This window comes from Sinomonas sp. P47F7 (assembly GCF_049332655.1).
GTDB lineage: Bacteria > Actinomycetota > Actinomycetes > Actinomycetales > Micrococcaceae > Sinomonas.
The window spans coordinates 3,773,480-3,791,929 of sequence record NZ_CP186327.1 but is presented as its reverse complement, the minus strand read 5'-3'; the positions used below and the strand labels follow the sequence as shown (position 1 = coordinate 3,791,929).

General features: G+C 68.3%; 16 protein-coding genes and 1 pseudogene. 6 read left to right on the top strand and 11 right to left on the bottom strand.

All coding sequences use genetic code 11. The features are described 5' to 3' along the window. Positions 1 to 43 precede the first annotated feature (43 nt). The 3 genes and pseudogenes from ACOKR1_RS17805 to ACOKR1_RS17795 all read right to left on the bottom strand — a co-directional run. A pseudogene (locus ACOKR1_RS17805) lies at positions 44 to 679 on the bottom strand (IS1634 family transposase); the annotation flags it as partial. A 19-nt stretch (positions 680 to 698) separates the two neighbouring features. After that, a complete protein-coding gene (locus ACOKR1_RS17800; RefSeq protein ID WP_422934242.1) occupies positions 699 to 1,112 on the bottom strand; it encodes a nuclear transport factor 2 family protein in 414 nt (137 codons plus the stop codon). Positions 1,113 to 1,141: 29 nt separating this feature from the next. Further along, positions 1,142 to 1,426 carry a hypothetical protein gene (locus ACOKR1_RS17795; RefSeq protein WP_422934241.1) on the bottom strand — a complete coding sequence of 95 codons (285 nt, stop codon included), beginning with the start codon at positions 1,424 to 1,426 and terminating at the stop codon, positions 1,142 to 1,144. Between the two features lie 226 nt (positions 1,427 to 1,652). Between ACOKR1_RS17795 and ACOKR1_RS17790 the strand changes: the two genes are divergently transcribed. From ACOKR1_RS17790 to ACOKR1_RS17780, 3 genes are all read left to right on the top strand, one after another. Next, positions 1,653 to 2,708 carry a helix-turn-helix transcriptional regulator gene (locus ACOKR1_RS17790; RefSeq protein ID WP_422934240.1) on the top strand — a complete coding sequence of 352 codons (1,056 nt, stop codon included), beginning with the start codon at positions 1,653 to 1,655 and terminating at the stop codon, positions 2,706 to 2,708. 405 nt (positions 2,709 to 3,113) lie between these two features. Further along, complete coding sequence (locus ACOKR1_RS17785; RefSeq protein ID WP_422934239.1) at positions 3,114 to 4,979, top strand: glycogen debranching N-terminal domain-containing protein; 1,866 nt, start codon at positions 3,114 to 3,116, stop codon at positions 4,977 to 4,979. Positions 4,980 to 5,305: 326 nt separating this feature from the next. After that, positions 5,306 to 6,376, top strand: a complete 1,071-nt coding sequence (locus ACOKR1_RS17780; RefSeq protein WP_422934238.1) for an IS110 family transposase — start codon at positions 5,306 to 5,308, stop codon at positions 6,374 to 6,376. A 67-nt stretch (positions 6,377 to 6,443) separates the two neighbouring features. Here ACOKR1_RS17780 and ACOKR1_RS17775 read toward each other — a convergent pair whose 3' ends face one another. Both ACOKR1_RS17775 and ACOKR1_RS17770 read right to left on the bottom strand, forming a co-directional pair. Beyond that, positions 6,444 to 8,654 carry a S53 family peptidase gene (locus ACOKR1_RS17775; protein WP_422934237.1) on the bottom strand — a complete coding sequence of 737 codons (2,211 nt, stop codon included), beginning with the start codon at positions 8,652 to 8,654 and terminating at the stop codon, positions 6,444 to 6,446. Positions 8,655 to 8,658: 4 nt separating this feature from the next. Beyond that, on the bottom strand, positions 8,659 to 9,285 hold the full coding sequence (locus ACOKR1_RS17770) for a hypothetical protein (RefSeq protein ID WP_422934236.1): 627 nt from the start codon (positions 9,283 to 9,285) through the stop codon (positions 8,659 to 8,661). A 422-nt stretch (positions 9,286 to 9,707) separates the two neighbouring features. On the opposite strand from ACOKR1_RS17770, the gene ACOKR1_RS17765 reads away from it, so the two are divergent. Continuing rightward, positions 9,708 to 10,781 (top strand): IS630 family transposase, encoded by a 1,074-nt coding sequence (locus tag ACOKR1_RS17765; RefSeq protein ID WP_422934235.1) that lies wholly within the window; start codon positions 9,708 to 9,710, stop codon positions 10,779 to 10,781. Positions 10,782 to 12,593: 1,812 nt separating this feature from the next. On the opposite strand, the gene ACOKR1_RS17760 is transcribed toward ACOKR1_RS17765, so the two are convergent. The 4 genes from ACOKR1_RS17760 to ACOKR1_RS17745 all read right to left on the bottom strand — a co-directional run bounded on the left by ACOKR1_RS17760 (position 12,594) and on the right by ACOKR1_RS17745 (position 14,991). Continuing rightward, the gene (locus ACOKR1_RS17760; RefSeq protein WP_422934234.1) at positions 12,594 to 13,067 is read right to left on the bottom strand and encodes a DUF805 domain-containing protein; all 474 of its coding nucleotides are present in this window, start codon (positions 13,065 to 13,067) and stop codon (positions 12,594 to 12,596) included. A 223-nt stretch (positions 13,068 to 13,290) separates the two neighbouring features. Then, entirely contained in the window at positions 13,291 to 13,455 is a 165-nt protein-coding gene (locus tag ACOKR1_RS17755; RefSeq protein ID WP_422934233.1) for a hypothetical protein, read from the bottom strand. 76 nt (positions 13,456 to 13,531) lie between these two features. Then, on the bottom strand, positions 13,532 to 14,137 hold the full coding sequence (locus ACOKR1_RS17750; RefSeq protein ID WP_422934232.1) for a hypothetical protein: 606 nt from the start codon (positions 14,135 to 14,137) through the stop codon (positions 13,532 to 13,534). A 395-nt stretch (positions 14,138 to 14,532) separates the two neighbouring features. Next, complete coding sequence (locus ACOKR1_RS17745) at positions 14,533 to 14,991, bottom strand: hypothetical protein (RefSeq protein ID WP_422934231.1); 459 nt, start codon at positions 14,989 to 14,991, stop codon at positions 14,533 to 14,535. A 225-nt stretch (positions 14,992 to 15,216) separates the two neighbouring features. Between ACOKR1_RS17745 and ACOKR1_RS17740 the strand changes: the two genes are divergently transcribed. Further along, a protein-coding gene (locus ACOKR1_RS17740; protein WP_422934230.1) for an IS5 family transposase occupies positions 15,217 to 16,114 on the top strand; the annotation gives its coding sequence in 2 pieces (ribosomal slippage) (positions 15,217 to 15,567 and positions 15,569 to 16,114; 897 coding nt in all). Positions 16,115 to 16,345: 231 nt separating this feature from the next. Here ACOKR1_RS17740 and ACOKR1_RS17735 read toward each other — a convergent pair. Continuing rightward, positions 16,346 to 17,263, bottom strand: coding sequence for a hypothetical protein (locus ACOKR1_RS17735; protein WP_422934229.1), 918 nt, complete (start codon positions 17,261 to 17,263; stop codon positions 16,346 to 16,348). Between the two features lie 33 nt (positions 17,264 to 17,296). Continuing rightward, positions 17,297 to 17,575, bottom strand: a complete 279-nt coding sequence (locus ACOKR1_RS17730) for a hypothetical protein (protein ID WP_422934228.1) — start codon at positions 17,573 to 17,575, stop codon at positions 17,297 to 17,299. Positions 17,576 to 17,767: 192 nt separating this feature from the next. On the opposite strand from ACOKR1_RS17730, the gene ACOKR1_RS17725 reads away from it, so the two are divergent. Beyond that, entirely contained in the window at positions 17,768 to 18,316 is a 549-nt protein-coding gene (locus tag ACOKR1_RS17725; RefSeq protein WP_422934227.1) for a hypothetical protein, read from the top strand. Positions 18,317 to 18,450: the final 134 nt, after the last annotated feature.

Below are 18,450 nucleotides of genomic sequence, written 5' to 3'. Positions count from 1 at the left end.
CAACCATACCGCCTCAAACCTTAACTGAACGGTATTGGGTCTAGCCCTTCAGCCCGGCCAGGCGTCGGGCGCGGGCCAGGGCGGCCTCGTCCAGGTTGTGCCAGTCACCGCTGGTCTTGAAGAACCGCGGCGTGCGGGCGGACTTCTCGCCGGCGATGACCGCATGGGCCCGGTTCTCCTGCAGCGTCAGCGTCTTCGCGTCCCGCACGGCCCGCTTGGCCGAGTAGGCCTAGACCGCCCGCCACGAGCCCGGGTGCCGCGGCGGGTCCCAGACCGGCTCCGCACGCACCGCCTCGTCGTTCTCGCTGCGCCGACTGGTCTTGGGGGTGATGGTGTCGATGACCTGGGCGTCGGTGAAGGCGTCGCCGTGTCAGCGGAAGTGCGAGGCCAGGTCCATCGGTGCCTTGGCCGCCCGGGAGCCAACGATGAAGCGCAGGTTCGCCTCCTCGAGCGCGGCCAGGTTGGCCGCGGAGAGCATGCCGGCGTCGGCGACGACGACCATGTCCTCGATGCCGTGGCGGTCCTGGAACTGCTTGACGATCGGGACGATCGTGGTCTGCGCGGCCTTGTTCCCCTCATAGCAGCCGATCTCGAGCGGGAAGCCATGGTGGTCCACGAGCAGGCCGACGACGATCTGTGGGTCGGCGCGGCGTTCCTTGGAGTAGCCGACCTTGCGCATGGCGACTGGCGAGGTGGGGTCAGGTGGTGAGTTGTTGGTGGATGGCGTTGGTGTCCAGCCAGACGTTCTCGCGGGAGATGAGGCCGTCAGCGAACTCCCAGACGTGCAGGATGCGAAAGGTGACGGTGCGGCCGTGTCCGGCGACGCCGAGCATCGTTCCGGAGACGACTGCCCGGTTGAGGACATCTTCGACGCAGAAGTTCCGGCCGTAGCGGCGCGGCACGAGGGGTTCTCGGCTCTCCCCCTGCAAGTTCTCGTGCAGGTCGGCGTAGAAGGCGCGGACGGCCGCACGCCCCCGTAGTGGGTGGATCGGAGATCCGACGACGTCGTGGTAGACGTCGGGGTGGAGCGTGGCCATGGCGGCGTCGAGGTCGCCGCTGTTTTCCGCTTCCCAGTGTCGGTCGATGAGCTCGTCCATCGCATGGCGGTCCATGGGTTCGGCCTTCCGTTGGGCTCTTGTGGTCATGATGTGCTCGGAGTGCGGTGCGCGGAAGCTGTTTGCGGCCTGTGGCCTCGGCGGGCGGCGATGGCGAGGACGGCCTTGAGCAGTGTGGGGACGACGAGGTAGACCATCAGCGGGACCAGGGCCGCTGTGAGCACGAAGGTGCGCAGGACGGGTGGCCAGGTGGCGTCGAACGGTGCCATGGCCCACAGGCCCACGGTGACGAGCGGGAACAGGGCTAGCCAGGTGACGGCTGCGCGGAGGTGAATGGACGGAACTGCGGGTGGCCTCGAGGTGGGTTGCATCGTTGTCCTCCTAGATCGGTGCCGCCGGTCGTGGCGGCGACTGGTCTATACGTTCCGGGGTCTTTGGGGCGGCCACCATCCCCAGGATCGGGGGGATCCGGGATGCGATGCTGGATCCGTGCGGCCGCCATGAGGTGCGCGGCTGTTGGGGTCGCTCGCGCCACCCCCGGTGTTGGGGGTTCCCAATCCGGCCGGGTGCTGTCACGCTTCGGTCATGGGGACTGGAGTGGCCCTGCAGCGGAGCCGCGAGCGCATTGTGCGCATTGCCGAGGCGGGCCTGGATGCGGAATCGCTGCGGTGCGAGGTCGTGGCTGAGCTGCGTCGGGCCATCGGGTTCGAAGCGTGGTGCTGGCCGCTGGTCGATCCCGCATCAAACCTGATGACCACGGGGATCGGCGAGATTCCCCACTGGGCTGGCCTGCCGCGGGTAATGGAGCTCCGAGAGGCCGCCCCGGACGTGTTCACCCAGCTGAGCTCAGTCCCGGACCGCGCCGGAGAGCACGTCGAGGCGCTCTCGCGCGGCACCCGTGGGGACTTGGCTCGCTGCATCGAGTGGCGCGAAGTGCTAGGTCCAGCGGGGCTGGGTGACGAAATGAGAGTCGCGTTCGTCGATACGCGTCACTGCTGGGCGCAGCTGCACCTGTTCCGCGGTGCGCATGAGAGGCCTTTCGACGACGAGGACGCGCAGCTCATGCGCCAGATCGATCAGCCCGTTGCCGCTGCCTTGAGACACGCGATGGCAAGGCCAGTGGGGGCCGACAGTGGTGTGGACTTCGCGGTCGGCGTCATGATGATCGACCAGTCGTTGCGCGCCACGGCTCAGACTCCCGCCACCGGGCAGTGGCTCCAGTACCTCCAGCCTGCCGTGGTACCCTACGGCACCGCAGTGCCAGCCTCATTGTTCCAGCTGGCGGCCCGCGTCCGCTACGCAGAGCAACCCCCCGGGAATGGTCGAGCAGGCGCAACGCACCGCGTGCGGCTGCGTTCGGCCGACGGCTGCTGGGTCCTGGCCGAGGGCCAGCCGCTGGACGACGCCACGGGCACCGTGGTGGTGACCCTCCGTCGGGCCTCTCCCCGAGACGTGTTCGACCTAGCGTGCCTCGGGTACGGATTGTCGACTCGAGAGACCGAGATTGCGGCATTCCTGGTGCAGGGGCTTGATACCGCAACGATCGCGCGGCGCCTATTCGTCTCCGAACACACCGTTTACGACCATGTAAAGTCCCTCTTCGCCAAGGCCGGGGTGCACAGCAGGCGAGAACTCGTCGCCGCCATTGCCTGACGCGACGCCCCACTTACGGGAGTCCAGCGACAACATCAGGCTGTGATCGTCCACCCGGGGAACCTCGGCCATGGGCGGTCCAGGTCTCTTGTCCGGACCCGCCCGATCTGGGGTCATGGAGGCTCCGAGGGGGCTGCGTAGGCCTCGGATTGACGCAGCTGAGGCGGCCTGAGTGTACGGACGTACAGCAAGTACGTACGTATGTCTGGCCCAGCGGCTGGCTCGCCGCGGGTATGCTCTCAGACCAGGGCGTGCTCCGCTATCGCGCCGAGGATGTGTGAGAACGTCTTCCCCATCGGGCTCGAGGTGTCGATGCCCTTGCGAAGCTGACATCCTGATCGCACTCTGGCGCCGGGTGGCGTCGGCCGAAGCAGCCAGGCGGTGTCAAGGCGAAGGAAGGGAACCATGGCCCACGAGCCGGCCTTGCACGAGGCATACATCGACGTTGCCGCCCCGACCCAGTCCATCTCGGATCGGACCGGTGAAATCCGCGGCGGTGCGGGAGAGGCCTGCGGCATTTATCACGGCGAGCTGCGTGCCCTGCGCCGGCTCGGAGTGGAGATCGAGGGCAGGGTCCAGTTCCTCGGGGCCGTGGACGGCGACGGGCAGGCCGCGGCGTTCCACTCGATCGTGCGAGGTGTGGGGGAGCAGACCCCTGACGCGGTCTTGTTCCTGAGGCGCGCCCGCCATACCAGGCCCGGGCGCATCATCGAAGCGCACAGCTTCCGCAATGTCGGCGAGCATCCCCTCACGGTCACCGTCCGACTCGAGGCGGCCTCCGACTTCGCCACCCTTGCCGATGTCAAGGCGGGCAGGGCGCAGACCGACTGGACCCCCTCGGATGCGCGCGATGGATCCGGAGGCGCCTTCGGGCTGCGTTTCGAGCACCCGCGGCTGCGCGTCAGCGTGCGGTCCTCGATCTGCCCCGGCGTCCCCACTCGGCTTGCCGTGCCCGCCGGATCGGTCGTCTCGGTCGAGGTCCGCGTGGAGATCGAGGACCGTGAGCCGCCCCTTTTCCTCCCCGTCTCTGCAGAGGAGGCGGAACGCATCCTGCCCCTCGCAAGGTGCGTGGACGCCTCAACAGAGGCCACCTTAGACCGGGCGCTCCTGGACCTGCGCGGGCTGCTGCTCCGGGACGGCGCGGACCCCCGCGACGTCTTCTTCGCCGCTGGCGCCCCCTGGTACTGCACCCTGTTCGGCCGCGACGCCCTCTGGGCGGCGCGCTTCGTCCTGCCGCTGGGAAACGAGATCGCCATGGGAACCCTCCGGTCCCTGGCACGCCGCCAGGCCCTTGGCGACGACGACGCCACCGAGGCCCGGGCCGGGAAGATCGCGCACGTGGTCCGCGAGGCGGAGCGGGTCCTCTCCGGTGGGGTGGTCCTTCCCGCCCTCTACTACGGCAGCGTGGATGCGACCCCGCTGTGGATCTCGCTGCTCCACGACGCGTGGCGGGCCGGTGCGCCCAGAGGGGAGGTCGAGGCGCTCCTGCCTGCGATGCACCGGTGCCTGGCGTGGATGGAGCACGCCGCGGAGGAGGGCGGCGGCTTCCTGCGCTATATCGACTCGAGCGGACGCGGGCTGGCCAACCAGGGCTGGAAGGACTCGGTGGACGGCATCCGCGACCGCGACGGGCGCCTCGCCGAGGGCCCCGTGGCACTGTGCGAGGTCCAGGCTTACGCCCACGCTGCGGCCCGCCATGCTGCGGCGCTCATGAGGGCCTTCGGCGATGGCGACCCCGGCAAGTGGGAGGACTGGGCATCCAGGCTCGCCGAGGGGTTCCGCGACGCGTTCTGGGTCGACTCGCCCCACGGGGCCCACCCCGCCGTCGCCGTCGAGTCCAACGGCCGCCCGGTGACAGCCCTGACCTCCAACATCGGCCATCTGCTGGGGACCGGCCTCTGCACCGCCGCCGAGTCGGAAATGATCGCGGACCTCCTGGTTGACCCCGTGCTGGACAGCGGGTACGGCATCCGCACGATGGCCAGCGACACCGCGGGGTACAACCCGCTCGGCTATCACACCGGGTCCGTCTGGCCCCACGACACCATCATCGCCGCGACCGGACTCGCCGCCATCGGCAGGGACGACGATGCCGCGGCCTTGGTGCGCGGAGTGCTCCAAGCCGCAGCAGCCCGCGGCCACGGACTTCCCGAGCTCTACAGCGGCTACGCGTCCCACGAGGGCCCGCCCCTACCCTACCCGCCCTCCTGCCGTCCGCAGGCCTGGTCGGCCGCCGCGGCCATCGCGGCCGTGAGCCTCCTGCAGCCATGAGGACCGAGACGGAGTGCGGGCCCAGAGCCGGGAGGAAGGCTTCCAGCTCAGTTGTACCGGTTGGCTGCCGATCGGGCCATCCCCGTGGCCTTCCACCACTCGGAAGCCGGCACCGAAAGCCAGCGCGACCATCTTCGAACGTCCGCATCGACCAACCACAGCCAAGCCGAACCACCCTCATCCGGACACTCTCCCGGCAACAGCCTGCCCGACCCCCAGGGAGTCGTGGCCCATCACAGTCCTGCCCCGAAGTGACTTCCTGTCCCGGACAGACGCCGGCCGCTGCGCGGCCGACCCTGTTCCGCTGAAGGAAGGACCCGCCCGCGTTGGCCATTGTCGCTCATTCCCACCCATTCGTCATCGGCGTGGACGCCCACGCCCGAACGCACACCTACGCGATCCTTGACTCCTCCACCGGGGAGCTTCTGGTCTGCGAGCAGTTCCCGACAACCCCCAAGGGCCTCGCTCATGCGATCGCGTGGGCTGCCCGGCGCACGGCCGCCGACGCTGGCACACTCTGGGTCATCGAAGGCATCGGCACCTACGGGGCCCGGCTCGCCGCCGGCGTTGTCGCCGCAGGCTACGAAGTGGCCAAGGCCCCGAGGATGAACGCCCGAAGCCGCCGCGGCATCGGAAAGTCGGACCCTATCGACGCTGGCGCGATCGCCGCAGCAGTGCTGCCTCTCGACACCTCGAGGCTACGCCGTCCCCGGGCGGACGAAGGCGCCCGGGCCGGTCTGAGGGTGCTCTCCACCGCCCGGGACCAGCTGTCCCAGGAGCGCACGATGAACGTGAACGCGCTCACCGCGCTGCTGCGCGTCCACGGGCTTGGCACCGACGCCCGGAAGCCGCTGGGGGCCTCGCAGGTTCGTGAAGTGTCACGCTGGCGCGATCGGGAGGAGGCCCTGGCCTTGCGGATCGCCCGTGATGAGGCGGTGCGCCTTGCCAAGCGGATCCTCGAGCTCGAGGAGGCACTGAAAGCCAACGAGGCCCGCATGACCGAACTCATCCGCGCGACTCCCGCCGCGCCCCTGCTGGAGGAAACCGGAATAGGGCCGGTCACCGCCGCCATCATCATCACGGCGTGGTCCCACCTCGGCCGTGTCCGAGACGAGGCCGCGTTCGCGTCCCTCGCGGGCGTCAGCCCGATACCGGCATCTTCGGGGAACACCGTCCGACACCGACTCAACCGCGGCGGCGACCGACGCCTTAACCGCGCGCTCCACACAGTGACCATGGTGAGGATGAACCATCACCCCGACACACGGGCCTACGTCGAACGACGCATCGCCGAAGGACGCTCCACACGTGAGATTCGCCGATGCTTGAAGCGATACCTGGCGCGACATCTGTACCGGAGGCTCAACGCCCTCCACGCAGCACCGGAGGCGGCTTGACAGCTATACAAGCGTCAGTCCCCAGGGGCTCTGGTCACTCGTGCATTTAACTTCGTGAACTGGCGGGTCAGGGTGCGGGGGGGATGTCCAGCAGCCCGGTGGCTGTCTGGAGGAGCAGGTGCGCGGTGGTGGGCTGGAGCGAGGCCGGCACGGCGGCGAAGACCGTGACCTTGATGCTTGCCCCGGCGGCCACCTGGGGGGTGGCGAGCGGGTTGGGGCGGGCCGGGTCCTCTGGGCCGAAGTGGGTGGAGGCCAGGATGCAGGTCTGCGCGGTGGATCCGGTCTGGCACACGTTCGCCGCCCCGAGCCCCGCGCCTTGGGCGGCGGGGATGGCCACCGAGACGGCGTTCCCGCTCAGGTCGACCCCCAGTAAGGGGTCGGGCTCGGGGCGGTCGCCGGCGGCGTTGGCGACCGTGAGGGTGGCGGCCAGGAAGACCTGGCCGGGTGGGGCATCGACGGTGCTCCCCTGCTCGTCCGTCTCGGTCGTGGCCGCGGTGAAGCCCGAGGAGGAGAGCCGGTAGCGGAACCCCGCAGCATCAACGAACACCACACCGGCAGCCGGCGGGGAGGGGGTGGTCGGCGTAGCCGCTGGTGTAGCTGTTTGCGTTGGTGTGGAGGGACAGGGTGGTTCGGGCCGTGGTGAGGCGGCGTCGTGGACGAGGGTCCAGGCGTTGAAGGATCCCAGTCCGGTGGAGGCGTCCCATCCGGGTCCGGGGAAGGGGCTGGCCAGATCGGCGGTGCTCTGAGCCGTGGTGACATCGAAGAGCGGCCGGTTCTTCGCGGTCGCCGCGAGCCGGTACAGCATCGGGTTGGCGAAGCCGAGGAGTTGGTCGTTGTTCTTCTGCGCGTAGTCGTCGTAGAGGGCGGCGAATCCTGCCCAGAGCGGCGCCGCCAGGCTCGTTCCCGGGTGCTGGTTCCCGTCGCCCAGCGTAAGGCCTGGCGTCGATTCGGCGGCCACGTCGGGCACCAGCCGCTTCGGCTCCTGCCCTGCGACGGGGGGAGGGACGCCGGGGCCTGCCTGCCAGCACGGGCGCCCGAAGTGCGTCGAAGATCCCCCTCCGGATGCACCGACGGGAAGGACCACAATGTGATCGTCCCATGCCTGTTCGGAGTCGATTGTGCCGTCGGGGTGAAGTCGGAGAGCGGTGCCCCCGACGCCGGTCACGTAGGGGTCGCTCGCGGGGTAGTTGACGAGCACCGGGCTCCAAAAGTCTGGGCCGCAGTGGAGGCCCACGTCGCCGGAGGACGCGAAGACGCTCATGCGGCCTTGGAGGGAGAGGTTCTGGAAGACGCTGTCCAGTCCGGCGAGGTCGCGTGGGTCGAAGCCGGGCTGGCCGGGCTTCGACGCGGTGACCTCGCAGTCCGAGTAGCTGAAGGAGGCGACCGTGTCGCCGTTGGCCTGGGCGTGGTCGATGAAGGAGACGATGTTCTCGGCGAACGACGAATCACTGCTGCCCGACTCTGGGAGCTCGTAGAAGTCGATCGTGGCCCCGGGCGCGATCGTGTGGACGGCGTCGATGTCCAGTTCGGCCTCATCTTCATGGTCGGTGGTCGTATACGGGAAGGTCAGGTACTCACCGGCGGTGTCGAGGGGCAGGATGTTCAGGTCCGGGGGCGACAGGAGATTGATGCCGGCGAAGGTGTCGACGTTCGCCTTGTTGAAGCCGCCTTCGGCATAGATGGCCACGCGCACGCCGCTGCCGTCGATGTTCTGCTGGAGCAGGGGTCTTGCGTTGTAGGCGGTCTGCAGCTGGTCGGCGAGGGGCCAGGGGCTGGGTGGGGGGCTGTTGCCTGGCCTGCCGCGGGCGGACCTGTTCAGCCCGTAGACAGCGGAGACGGATGGAGCGAGGTCCGGGGGGAACCGTGGTTCGGTGTCGGAGGCGACGTACTCCGATCCGGTGCCGTCGGTGCGCCAGCGGTAGAGCTGGGCCCCGAGGGCGCTGGCGATGACCGCGGCCGTGGAGCGCACCACGATCAGCCGGCCGCCCAGGCCCAGCCGCACGACATCGATGCCGTTCGAGCGGAGGTAACCCAGGACTGGGCCTGGGTCGGCGCCCGTGCGGAGCAGGACCTGCAGCGTCTCGCTGGTGTCCGCCGGAACGGCACCCAGCCGGGTCGCGCTCGTCCCTTCCCCGACGCTGCTGCCTGTCGGGCTGTTCAAGGGGGCCGGCCCCGGAGCGTGCGAGCTCTGCCATACCAGGTCTCCGGCGACGAGGAGCCCGGCTGCGGCGACCGCCGCGAGCAACGGCACCACGAGTCTCCTGCGACGGGTCCTCATGGGGTCAGGGTGCAGGGGGGATGTCCAGCAGCCCGGTGGCTGTCTGGAGGAGCAGGTGTGCGGTGGTGGGCTGGAGCGAGGCCGGCACGGCGGCGAAGACCGTGACCTTGATGCTTGCCCCGGCGGCCACCTGGGGGGTGGCGAGCGGGTTGGGGCGGGCCGGGTCCTCTGGGCCGAAGTGGGTGGAGGCCAGGATGCAGGTCTGCGCGGTGGATCCGGTCTGGCACACGTTCGCCGCCCCGAGCCCCGCGCCTTGGGCGGCGGGGATGGCCACCGAGACGGCGTTCCCGCTCAGGTCGACCCCCAGTAAGGGGTCGGGCTCGGGGCGGTCGCCGGCGGCGTTGGCGACCGTGAGGGTGGCGGCCAGGAAGACCTGGCCGGGTGGGGCATCGACGGTGCTCCCCTGCTCGTCCGTCTCGGTCGTGGCCGCGGTGAAGCCCGAGGAGGAGAGCCGGTAGCGGAACCCCGCAGCATCAACGAACACCACACCGGCAGCCGGCGAGCTGGAGGACGCCCTTGGGCCCGCATAGGGTGATGACTGCCCGGATGAGGCCTGCGACTGGCCGCAGCCGGACACCCAGAGAGCCAAGGCCGTGCCCGCTGCGGCCGCGACGACGAGTCGACGCAGCATGGCTATCCTTCCCCGCCCACGGACTCGCCAGGGCGTCGCCAGAATCGACCGCGGACCTCCCCCGAACGGGAATGTCCCACCCATGTCTCCACCATGTCAATCCCTCGCACACGAGGATTCGACAGGACAGTGACCAGCCTGCCGCGCTTCAAATCTGCACATGGACTGCATGGAGCACAGCTTCCAAACGACTAAAGATATCGATCGTTGGTGAGACGTCGTGTCACCGGCCGACTTCTCCGCGCGATCTCGCGGGAGCTGGTGTAACGCTTGCCGTGTACGCGCCTGTGGCAACCGGTGCTCCGTTTCCGATGTACTCGGTCATCGGAAACGGAGTTCGCACGTCCGGCTACGAGCAGCGCTATCCCTAGTGTCGCGTGTTGTTAGTTTCTGAATGGTTGGGTGTTTGGGAGGATTGGCCCGTGGCCAATCACCCTGCTCCTGCACTGGGCCTCCGCGAGGGGGATTTCGAGGAGCTCACGCGGCTGACGCGCTCGAGCTCGGTCCGGGCCGGGCTGGCGCAGCGGGCGCGGATCGTGCTGCTGGCCGCCGAGGGTGTGGCGAACACCGTGATCGCCGAGCGCGTGGGGGTCAGCGTCGTGACGGTGCTGGCGTGGAGGCGCCGCTATGCGGAGTCGGGCCTTGCCGGGCTCGGGGACCTGGCGCGCTCGGGGCGCCCGCGGCGGGTCGACCATGCCGAGGTCGTCTCGGCCACCCCGGCCCCGCCGCCGAAGAAGTACGGGGTCACCCACTGGTCCTCGCGCCTGCTGGGGAAGCACCTCGGGATCGGGAACGCCACGGTGGCCAAGGCCTGGCGCGAGTACGGCGTCCAGCCGTGGCGGTCCGGGACCTTCAAGTTCTCCACCGACCCAGAGCTGGTCGGGAAGGTCACCGACGTCGTGGGCCTGTACCTGGCCCCGCCCGAGGACGCCATCGTGCTCTGCGTGGACGAGAAGAGCCAAGTCCAGGCCCTGGACCGCACCGCCCCGATGCTGCCCATGCAGCCGCGCCAGATCGAGCGCCGCACCCACGACTACACCCGCCACGGCACCACGACCCTCTTCGCCGCCCTCGAGGTCGCCACCGGCCAGGTCACCGCCGCGGTCAAGCCCAAGCACAGCAGGCAGGAGTTCCTCGCCTTCCTGCGCCAGATCGACCGGGCCTACCCCGACCAGAAGCTGCACCTGGTCATGGACAACTACGCCACCCACAAGACCCCGGAGGTGAAGGCCTGGCTCGAGGACCACCCCCGCTTCAGCGTCCACTTCACCCCGACCTCCGGGTCCTGGCTGAACCTCGTCGAGGTCTGGTTCGGCATCATCGACCGCCAGGCCATCCGCCGCGGCGTCTTCACCTCCGTCAAGGACCTCAACGCCAAGATCCGCCAGTTCATCACCGGCTGGAACGACCGCGCCCACCCCTTCGTCTGGACCAAGACCCCGGAACAGATCCTCGCCAAAGCCAAACCCAAAACAACTTCAGAAACGCGACACTAGGTGGTCTCAGAAAAGGGAAAATTTCGTACGCCAAGGCCAGGCGCATGGGGGTCAGGTGAAGTTTCCCCTCGTCAGGGCCAGATGCGCGGAGAGGTTGCCCAAGCCGGCGGGTGGTCATCCTCCGGCCGGCAGATGTCCCGGCCCCGACGTCCGATCGGGAAGCGGATACGGTTGCCGAAAACGTCCTCGCAGAAGAGAGCCCCTTCGAGACGCGCCGTCTGGTCTGGGTCGTGCGGTGATGGATCGAGGAGCTCCCACGGAGGCTCTCCGTCTCCAGGATGGGCTGTCAGTTCATCCGCGGAGTCCCCGCCCCCGAGGCCGGGATGCCGGATCCAACACCACTGGCTGTCGTTCGCTGGCCGTGCGACGTAGGCGCAGTTCATCGCCTGTCCACGCCCCAGGTTCGTGAGCGTGAGCGTGAGCGTCTGGCTGTACCCCTCTGTGGGCTGCCAGGTGCTCCGGATGGGTTATTCGTAGCCGTGATGACGTTGCTCGTCAGATAAGGGCTCCAAGATGCCTCCCGGTCGAGCTGCGCCTCGGCGACGAGCGTCTCCGTCGCCTTAGCCTGGGTCTCGGCTGCGTTCGCCGCCCGTTGCGTCTCCTTGGCCATCTCTGCGGTCTCTGTAGCAAGCCCGTGTGTCCGGCGAGCCATGACTGCGGTGAAGACCGCCGCTGACACCTGAGCGATCGCGGCGATCGTGGCAACCGTATCCGACGTAGACCGTTGTCAACGGCCTCAGTGTCCTGTAACCAGCGATGCCTTTGTCAACAACCATGCGATGTTGAGAGACATTTGCTGCGAGAGCCCTCGGGTCGACGTCGACGTAGCTTCCGGGAAGAATCGGGCGGATACGGATGGGAGGGGCTAAGTCAGGCTCTGCGCCCGGGCCCGCATGCCCGCAACGCGATGACCGAAGTGCTTGGCGTCGGATATTTCACGAATTCACAAGCCACCCCTAAGGGCAGCTCTGGTCGTAGAGGCTGGACGCGCCAAGATCTGGTCCCGGAACGGGGCCGCCCTCACGCAGTTCCCTGAGCTGGAACGCGCAGCGCTCGAGCAGATCCCGGGCCCGACGGTGATCGACGGGGAATCGTCGCGTGGGGCCATGGCCGCCTCGACTTCGACGCGGTCCTGCACCGCCTCGCCGCGGCCCCGGGCCGCCGACTCGCGGCCGCGCAGTCGGTGAACTTCGTGGCCTTCGACGTCCTCGCAGTGGCTCGGCCGCGACGTGCGCCCGCTCCGCCTGTCCGACCGTCGCAGGCTCCTCGAGGAGCTCGACGCCGGGTTCGCACCGCCCCCTGCAGATCTCGCCGTCGACCCATGACCGCGAGCTCGCCCTCCGATGGCGGGACGAGCTCGCCGACAGCGGGGTGGAGGGAATTGTCGCGAAGGGCGACCAGCCGTACAGGGCCGGTCGCTCCTGGTACAAGACCAAGGTCTACACACCCTCAGATGCCGTTGCGGGAGCCGTCATCGGCCCTCGACCCCGACCTCGGCAGCTTGTCCTTGGCCTGTACGACGACACCGGCCGACTGAGGTCGCCGGGCGCACCGGCCCGTTCAACGCCGCCCAGGCGGCCGCGATCGCACCGTTCCTGCACGCCCCGGCCCACGGCCATCCGTGGCCGGAGGAAGTCGCCCGGCGCTGGTTCGGACGCTTCGCACGCGACACCGGCCCGGTTCACCTGACGCTTGTGGAGCCCGTAGCGGTGGAGGTCTCAGCTGACGCTGCGAGGACGGGGATCGCCTTCCGGCATCTCGTCCGCTTCCTCAGGCCGAGGCCGGTCACGGACCCCCTGACCCTCCGAACAGTCAGGGAGCGGTTGGCCGGTCGAAGCGCTGCCCTGCCGGATTCGGAGACAGGAGCATGAAGACGAGCACGGCGATGCCCCCCACGAGCGGGATCAGGCCGATGAAGAAGAGCCATCCGCTGAGGTTCGCGTCGTGAAGACGACGAACCGTGACCGCGAGGTTCGGCACGATCGTGCCGAAGAACAGGGCCAGGAAGACATAGCTCAGGATCGCGAAGCCCGGGCCTGCGGTGTCCCGTGACCCACCGCCGAGGGCGAACGCGAGCACTTCGAGGACGATGCAGACGATGGCGTAGGCCAGCACCACCCACCAGTATTCGGCTCGGCTGGCCCGGCCGTGGAACACCGCGTACTTGGTGAAGAAGCGCTTCACGGCCTGTACCGGGTTCGCCCCGTACAGGGGCGCCCACAGGGGCGGCACGCCCTGCATCGGCGCCGCATAGGCCTGGTCCTGCGGATGCTGTGGATAGCTCACTGTGTAACCCCCGGTGGCGAATGGTCCTCCAAACGGGCACATCCTAGCGGAACCGCAAGAACAGCACTCCAACCAGACACGGCCCGGGGTCGAGCCGACCAAAGGCCCGGGGCTTCGCCCTGGGACGCGGTCCTCGCTGCGCTCGGGCTGTGACGGGCCCACGCCCGGCCGGACTCCGCTCCGCTGCGCCGCGATCCGCAGCCTCTGTTCGGAGGGGTCGGGGTTAGCGGATGAGGCCAAGGAGCAGGGCAGGCTCCAGGACGGCGTCGATGAGGGCGTGGGAGATGACACATGGCCACAGGCTGCGACCGGAGACGAGGTAGGGGGCAGCGAGACCCCATCCGTGCACGGTCGTGGCTGCCGGGCTCGCATTCAACGGCACCATCATCGAAACCGGCCGACTCCTACCGCCTCGCCCAATCCCAACGCGCCGCCACCACTTGAATCCGGCCCCGAGGGGGACGTCAGTGCCACGCCATGGTGAACCATGCGATCGCGATGCCGTAGCCGACGAGGCTCAGCGCCGCGAAGCGGTTCGCCGTGCCCACTGGATTGGCCTTCGTCAATCCGAAGAACGAGTTGAGGTTGAAAAGGTGCAGAAGTGCCCCGCCCGCGAGGAGCCCGACCCACATGCGCTGGGGGGCTGCTGCGAGGACAGCGGAGGCGAACAGGGCGTACTCGGCCACGAACGCGAGCCGCGGCCGCGACCACAGTCCCAGGCCCACTCGTCGGTCGCGGCCCCAGCCGGCGACCGGAAGATCACCGAGGTGCACGACGGCGTCGAGCACCCAGTGCGAGACGGCCGCTAGCCAGAACGCGACCGCGATGAGAGTGCTGCCGTAGATGATTCCGAAGATCGCTGCGGGGACGAGCGTGAGCGCGTTGCTGAGGATGAGGGAGTGCGAGTACGGGTACATGGCGAACCTCACCGCACCCTGCAGCGGGTTCTTCGGGTCCACCTCGACCTTTTCGACACCTGCCCAGACCAGGACCGGCCACACAAGGTCCGGCCACGCCACGCCGACTGCCACCGGAAGTGCCGCCGGCTCGGGCACCGCGGAGGCGATCACAGCCGCTGCCCCGTAGTGACCTATGTACATTGCTCCCCGCAGATCCATTCCTCGGCGCCGGCCGCAGCACCCGACACCGGGCGCCGCAGTCAGGGTACATCGCGTGCCTGCCCGCTTGCCCGACCCCGGCCTTGCCTACCCGGCTCGGGAGCGCCCGCACCTGAGCTCGGCACCCAAGCCGTCGAGCGGTCTCAGACGAAACCGACACTGATCGGGACACCCCGCGGTGGCGTCGGCAGAAGCCGAAAAATGATGTCAGCGGAAGTCGACGGAGCCACCTATGGGGCTGTCGAGCCCACTCCCGATCCCTGCCATTTCCGATCCCCCCGTCGCAAGCGTCCCTGTCTGGGACGCTCCAAAGGATATTCCCTCCAACGAAACGGGAAGCGGAAAGCTCAGGGCACTGTGGTGCTGCACGCCGCGACCGAGCCGGCGGCGCCGGAGGACACGGCCTGGTTGGCCGCGTCCTGGCCATCGATGAAGATCCGGCAGCTGACCTTCCCCGCCGTTGACCGGCCGGGAGAAGTCCCGTTCGTCAGGGAGACCGAGACCTGCGCGCCCGGCGGGAACTGGAACCGCAGCAGATCCTCGCCGTCCTGGGGCAGCGGCAGGCCCACCGTCTGCCGGTGGAGCCCGTCGGGAGCGATCCATGCCAGCTCGGCAGTCGAGGCAGTCCCAGTCACCTCGTACTGGACTGTGTGCGCCGGTGCGCCGCTGAAGAGCTGCTCGGGTGCGCCGGTTGGCAGCAGCGAGTCGGTCTTCGGCCCTATCGGGTTCAGCGGAGCGGAACAGCCCGCCACGATCAGGGCCAGTGGTAAGAGACCGGCGATGCGCGCGGCACCGAAGCACCCCATGGCGTCGACTGTAGCGACGACGACCGGCCACGGGCCACTGCCGGCACCAACCTCCATCCCATGCCCCGCTGCCAGACCGTGCCCGGTCAGTCCCGCCGATGGTTCGGAGGCGCCACGCCGCGTTGACAACAGCATTGAGATTCCTGCGGATCCTACGCACCCGGCCGGTCCCGGCTAGGGCGTGTCTGACAAATTCGGGGCGTTCGCTCTGCAATCGTTGGGGGCGTGTCTCGGTTCCAGTTGCTCTCCGATGCCCAGTGGTCGCTGATCGAGGATCTGCTGCCCCGCCCGACCGGTCGGAAGGGGCGGCCGTTCGCCGATGCCCGGTCGATGGTCGAGGGGATCGTGTACCGGTACCGGTGCGGGATCGCCTGGCGTGACCTGCCGGAGGTGTTCGGTCCGTGGCAGACGGTGTGGACCTGGCACCGGCGCCTGGCCGGGGACGGGACCTGGGACCGGGTCCTGTCCCGTCTGACGGCGGCCGCGGACGCGGCCGGGAAGATCGACTGGAGCCTGTCCGTGGACTCCACGATCGCCCGCGCCCACCAGCACGCGACCAACATCGCCCGCACGACAGGGGGCTTCGTCGAACTACATGAATCCGGCCGCGGAGCCGCCTGACCATTCGGTCGGGCGCTCCCGCGGCGGCCTGACGACCAAGATCCACCAGCTCGTCGACGGGCACGGCCTGCCCCTGGTGACCGCCTGCACCCCGGGGCAGGCCGCCGACTCCCCGATGCTCCTGCCGCTCCTGGAGGCCTTGAAAGTGGCGCGCATCGGGCGCGGCCGACCCCGGACCGTTCCGGATGCGCTGCGCGGGGACAAGGCCTACTCCTCGCGCGCGATCCGTACCCACCTGCGCACCCGGGACATCAAGGCCGTCATCCCCGAGCCCGATGACCAGAAGGGCCACCGCAAACGCCGCGGCTCACGAGGCGGCAGGCCGCCGGCCTTCGACGCCGCCGACTACCGCAACCGCAACGTCGTCGAACGCCGCTTCTGCCACCTCAAGCAATGGCGAGGGCTCGCCACCCGCTACGACAAGCTCGCAATCGTCTACCGCGCCGCCGTTGTTCTCAACGCGACGATCGCGTGGCTGCGACATTTATCAGACACGCCCTAGTAACGGGCCGACCGAACCTAGGCCGCGGCGACGAAGGCGCCTGCGGTGCGGCGCAGGGCTGCAGGGAATGGCATGATCTTCTCCAGATGCTCTCGGGTGGAGGTGTCTCGGCCCGAGTTCCTGCGCCTCGGCTGGTGTTTCCCTTGGGTCGAGTGGAGGGCGACGGGCTGTCCTCGGTCCAAGGTTCGAGTCGACTCACGGAAGAGGCGCCCGCGGGGCTGTCTCGCGGTGTCAGACGGCGTCGAGGCCGTTTCTCGGCAGTTGTCTACTTCGCAACTGGCGGAGGACGAAGTCGACATCGAACAGAATCAATGCAAGCAACGGCGCCAGGAGGATGGGGTAGTAGCCTCCCAGGCCTGACATGGGGTTCGGCTGCGAGTAGAAGGAGACGAAGGAGTGGAAGACCGCGATGAGAAGGACGGACCCTTGGGCTGAGACGGCCCAGAGCTTTCCTCTCCATGCGGGCCCAAGAACGACCACCAGGACAACTGCCTCGGGAACGCCTTGCCAGACTGAGCCGAACCACAACAGCCCGGTCATCTGGACGGCGACAAGGCCGGTGATTGCTGCGACGACCCGAACCCGCACCGGGGCCCTCACCGGGGAGCCCTTACCACCGGTCGGGCGTTGCCGCTCACCATCCCCGCGCGGCGCAGCCCCGGCGTCGCCGGTAGAGGCGTTGGCCGCGGTCTTCGACCAGCGGGCCTTCAGCTGGCCGACGACGAAGGTGGCCTCGGATGCGATCACGAGGGAATAGGGCAGCATGACGAGGAGGTACCCTTGGCCGAATCCGGTGCTCCAGACAGCCGAGTTGCCTCTAAGGAATCCGCCCCCCGCGCTCATCCAGGGGGTGGTGGCCAGCAGCCAGTAGGAATGGAAGACCACGAACAGCAGGACCACCGTCTGGGCTGAGAGAGCCCAGAGCCGGCCCTTCCATGCGGGCCAGAGGGCGAGGAGGAGGATGCCGGCCTCGGTCAGGCCGAGCCACGGGACCTCGACGCTTATCATGTTTGGCGGACCGATGGACGCCCGGATGTTCACGGCGATCAATGCGCAGGAAATCAGTGCAGAAACGACGACGGCGACCCGAGGGCCGCTGGGTGCTTTGGTTTGGGTTGTCGTCCCTCCCGACAGTGCGTCCGCATCCATGTTGCCCTCCTTGAGGGGAATGTCGGCTTTGATTCAGAAGTCGATGCTTCTGACGAGGTTGATGAACTGCTCTTTGAACTGCTCGATGGAAGGTCCGGAGGGCGAAAGGGTGACGTACACCGTGAAGGTGGCGGTGACCTTTCCCTTGGACGCGGAGATGGCCATCGTTGTCGGATCTGGGTCATGTACGAGGATCTGAAGTGATGCGGTGTCGCCGATGCCGCTGGTCGGTTGGCCGTGGTCGAGGGGAGTTCCTCCGCTGTCGGACTGCCGGAACGGTTGGTTCTTCGAGACCCTGACCTCGAGCTCCACGGAGTTCGGTCCGGGCGCCCTTCTGATCGATGTCGTACTTGCGCTCAACCTCGAGGGCGTTTTGCCTGGCCATGGGTCAAGCGTAGGTCGGCCCTGCGCGGAGCGCACCGGCCGGACCGGTCCTGATCCATTTCCGGGCGTCTGACTCGTGAAGGGATCTACTCTGTATCTGAGCACGAAGGCGAGGTGGCCATGGTCCAGGGTGAGCCGTTTTTCGGGCTCGACGTCGCCTCGACGTCTGTGCTCTTCCTCGCGATCCTCACCGTGCACGTCGCAGCTGCGTTCGTGGCGATCGTCTCCGGAGTAGTGGCGATGGTTGCCCATAAGGGGCCGGGCCGTCACAGCCGCGCCGGCCGCTGGTATCTGATCGGGATCCTTGTGGTCTTCGCAACGGCGTGCGCCCTCGCAGCCTTCCGCTGGCCAGCCGATCTGCCCCTGGTCCTCGTCGGCGGAATCGGCGCAGCATCGGCTGCCTACGGCTTCACGTTCCGACGCATGCACCGACCGGGAGACATTCCGCACATTCTGGCGATGGGCATCTCCTATATCGCGATGCTCACGGCGTTCTACGTGGACAACGGCCCTCAGCTGCCGATATGGAATCTCCTTCCACCTGCGGCCTTCTGGGTCATCCCGGCGATCGTCGGGGCTCCGATCCTCGGCCGGGCCATCTGGAAGCGCAGACACCCTCATCAACGGCGCCCCGCGCCCAAGGACCGCGTTCACCCGGAGCGCCCGTAAAAGGATGCGTGCGTCCAGTGTGCGCGTGGGCTGGAAGCTGCTCGCCCGGACGGGATGCACTAGCTGACAGGACCGCCGATCGGGCGAGCAGAAAGCTAGCATATTCCTGTCATCTGGTGGGCATGAAGGATATG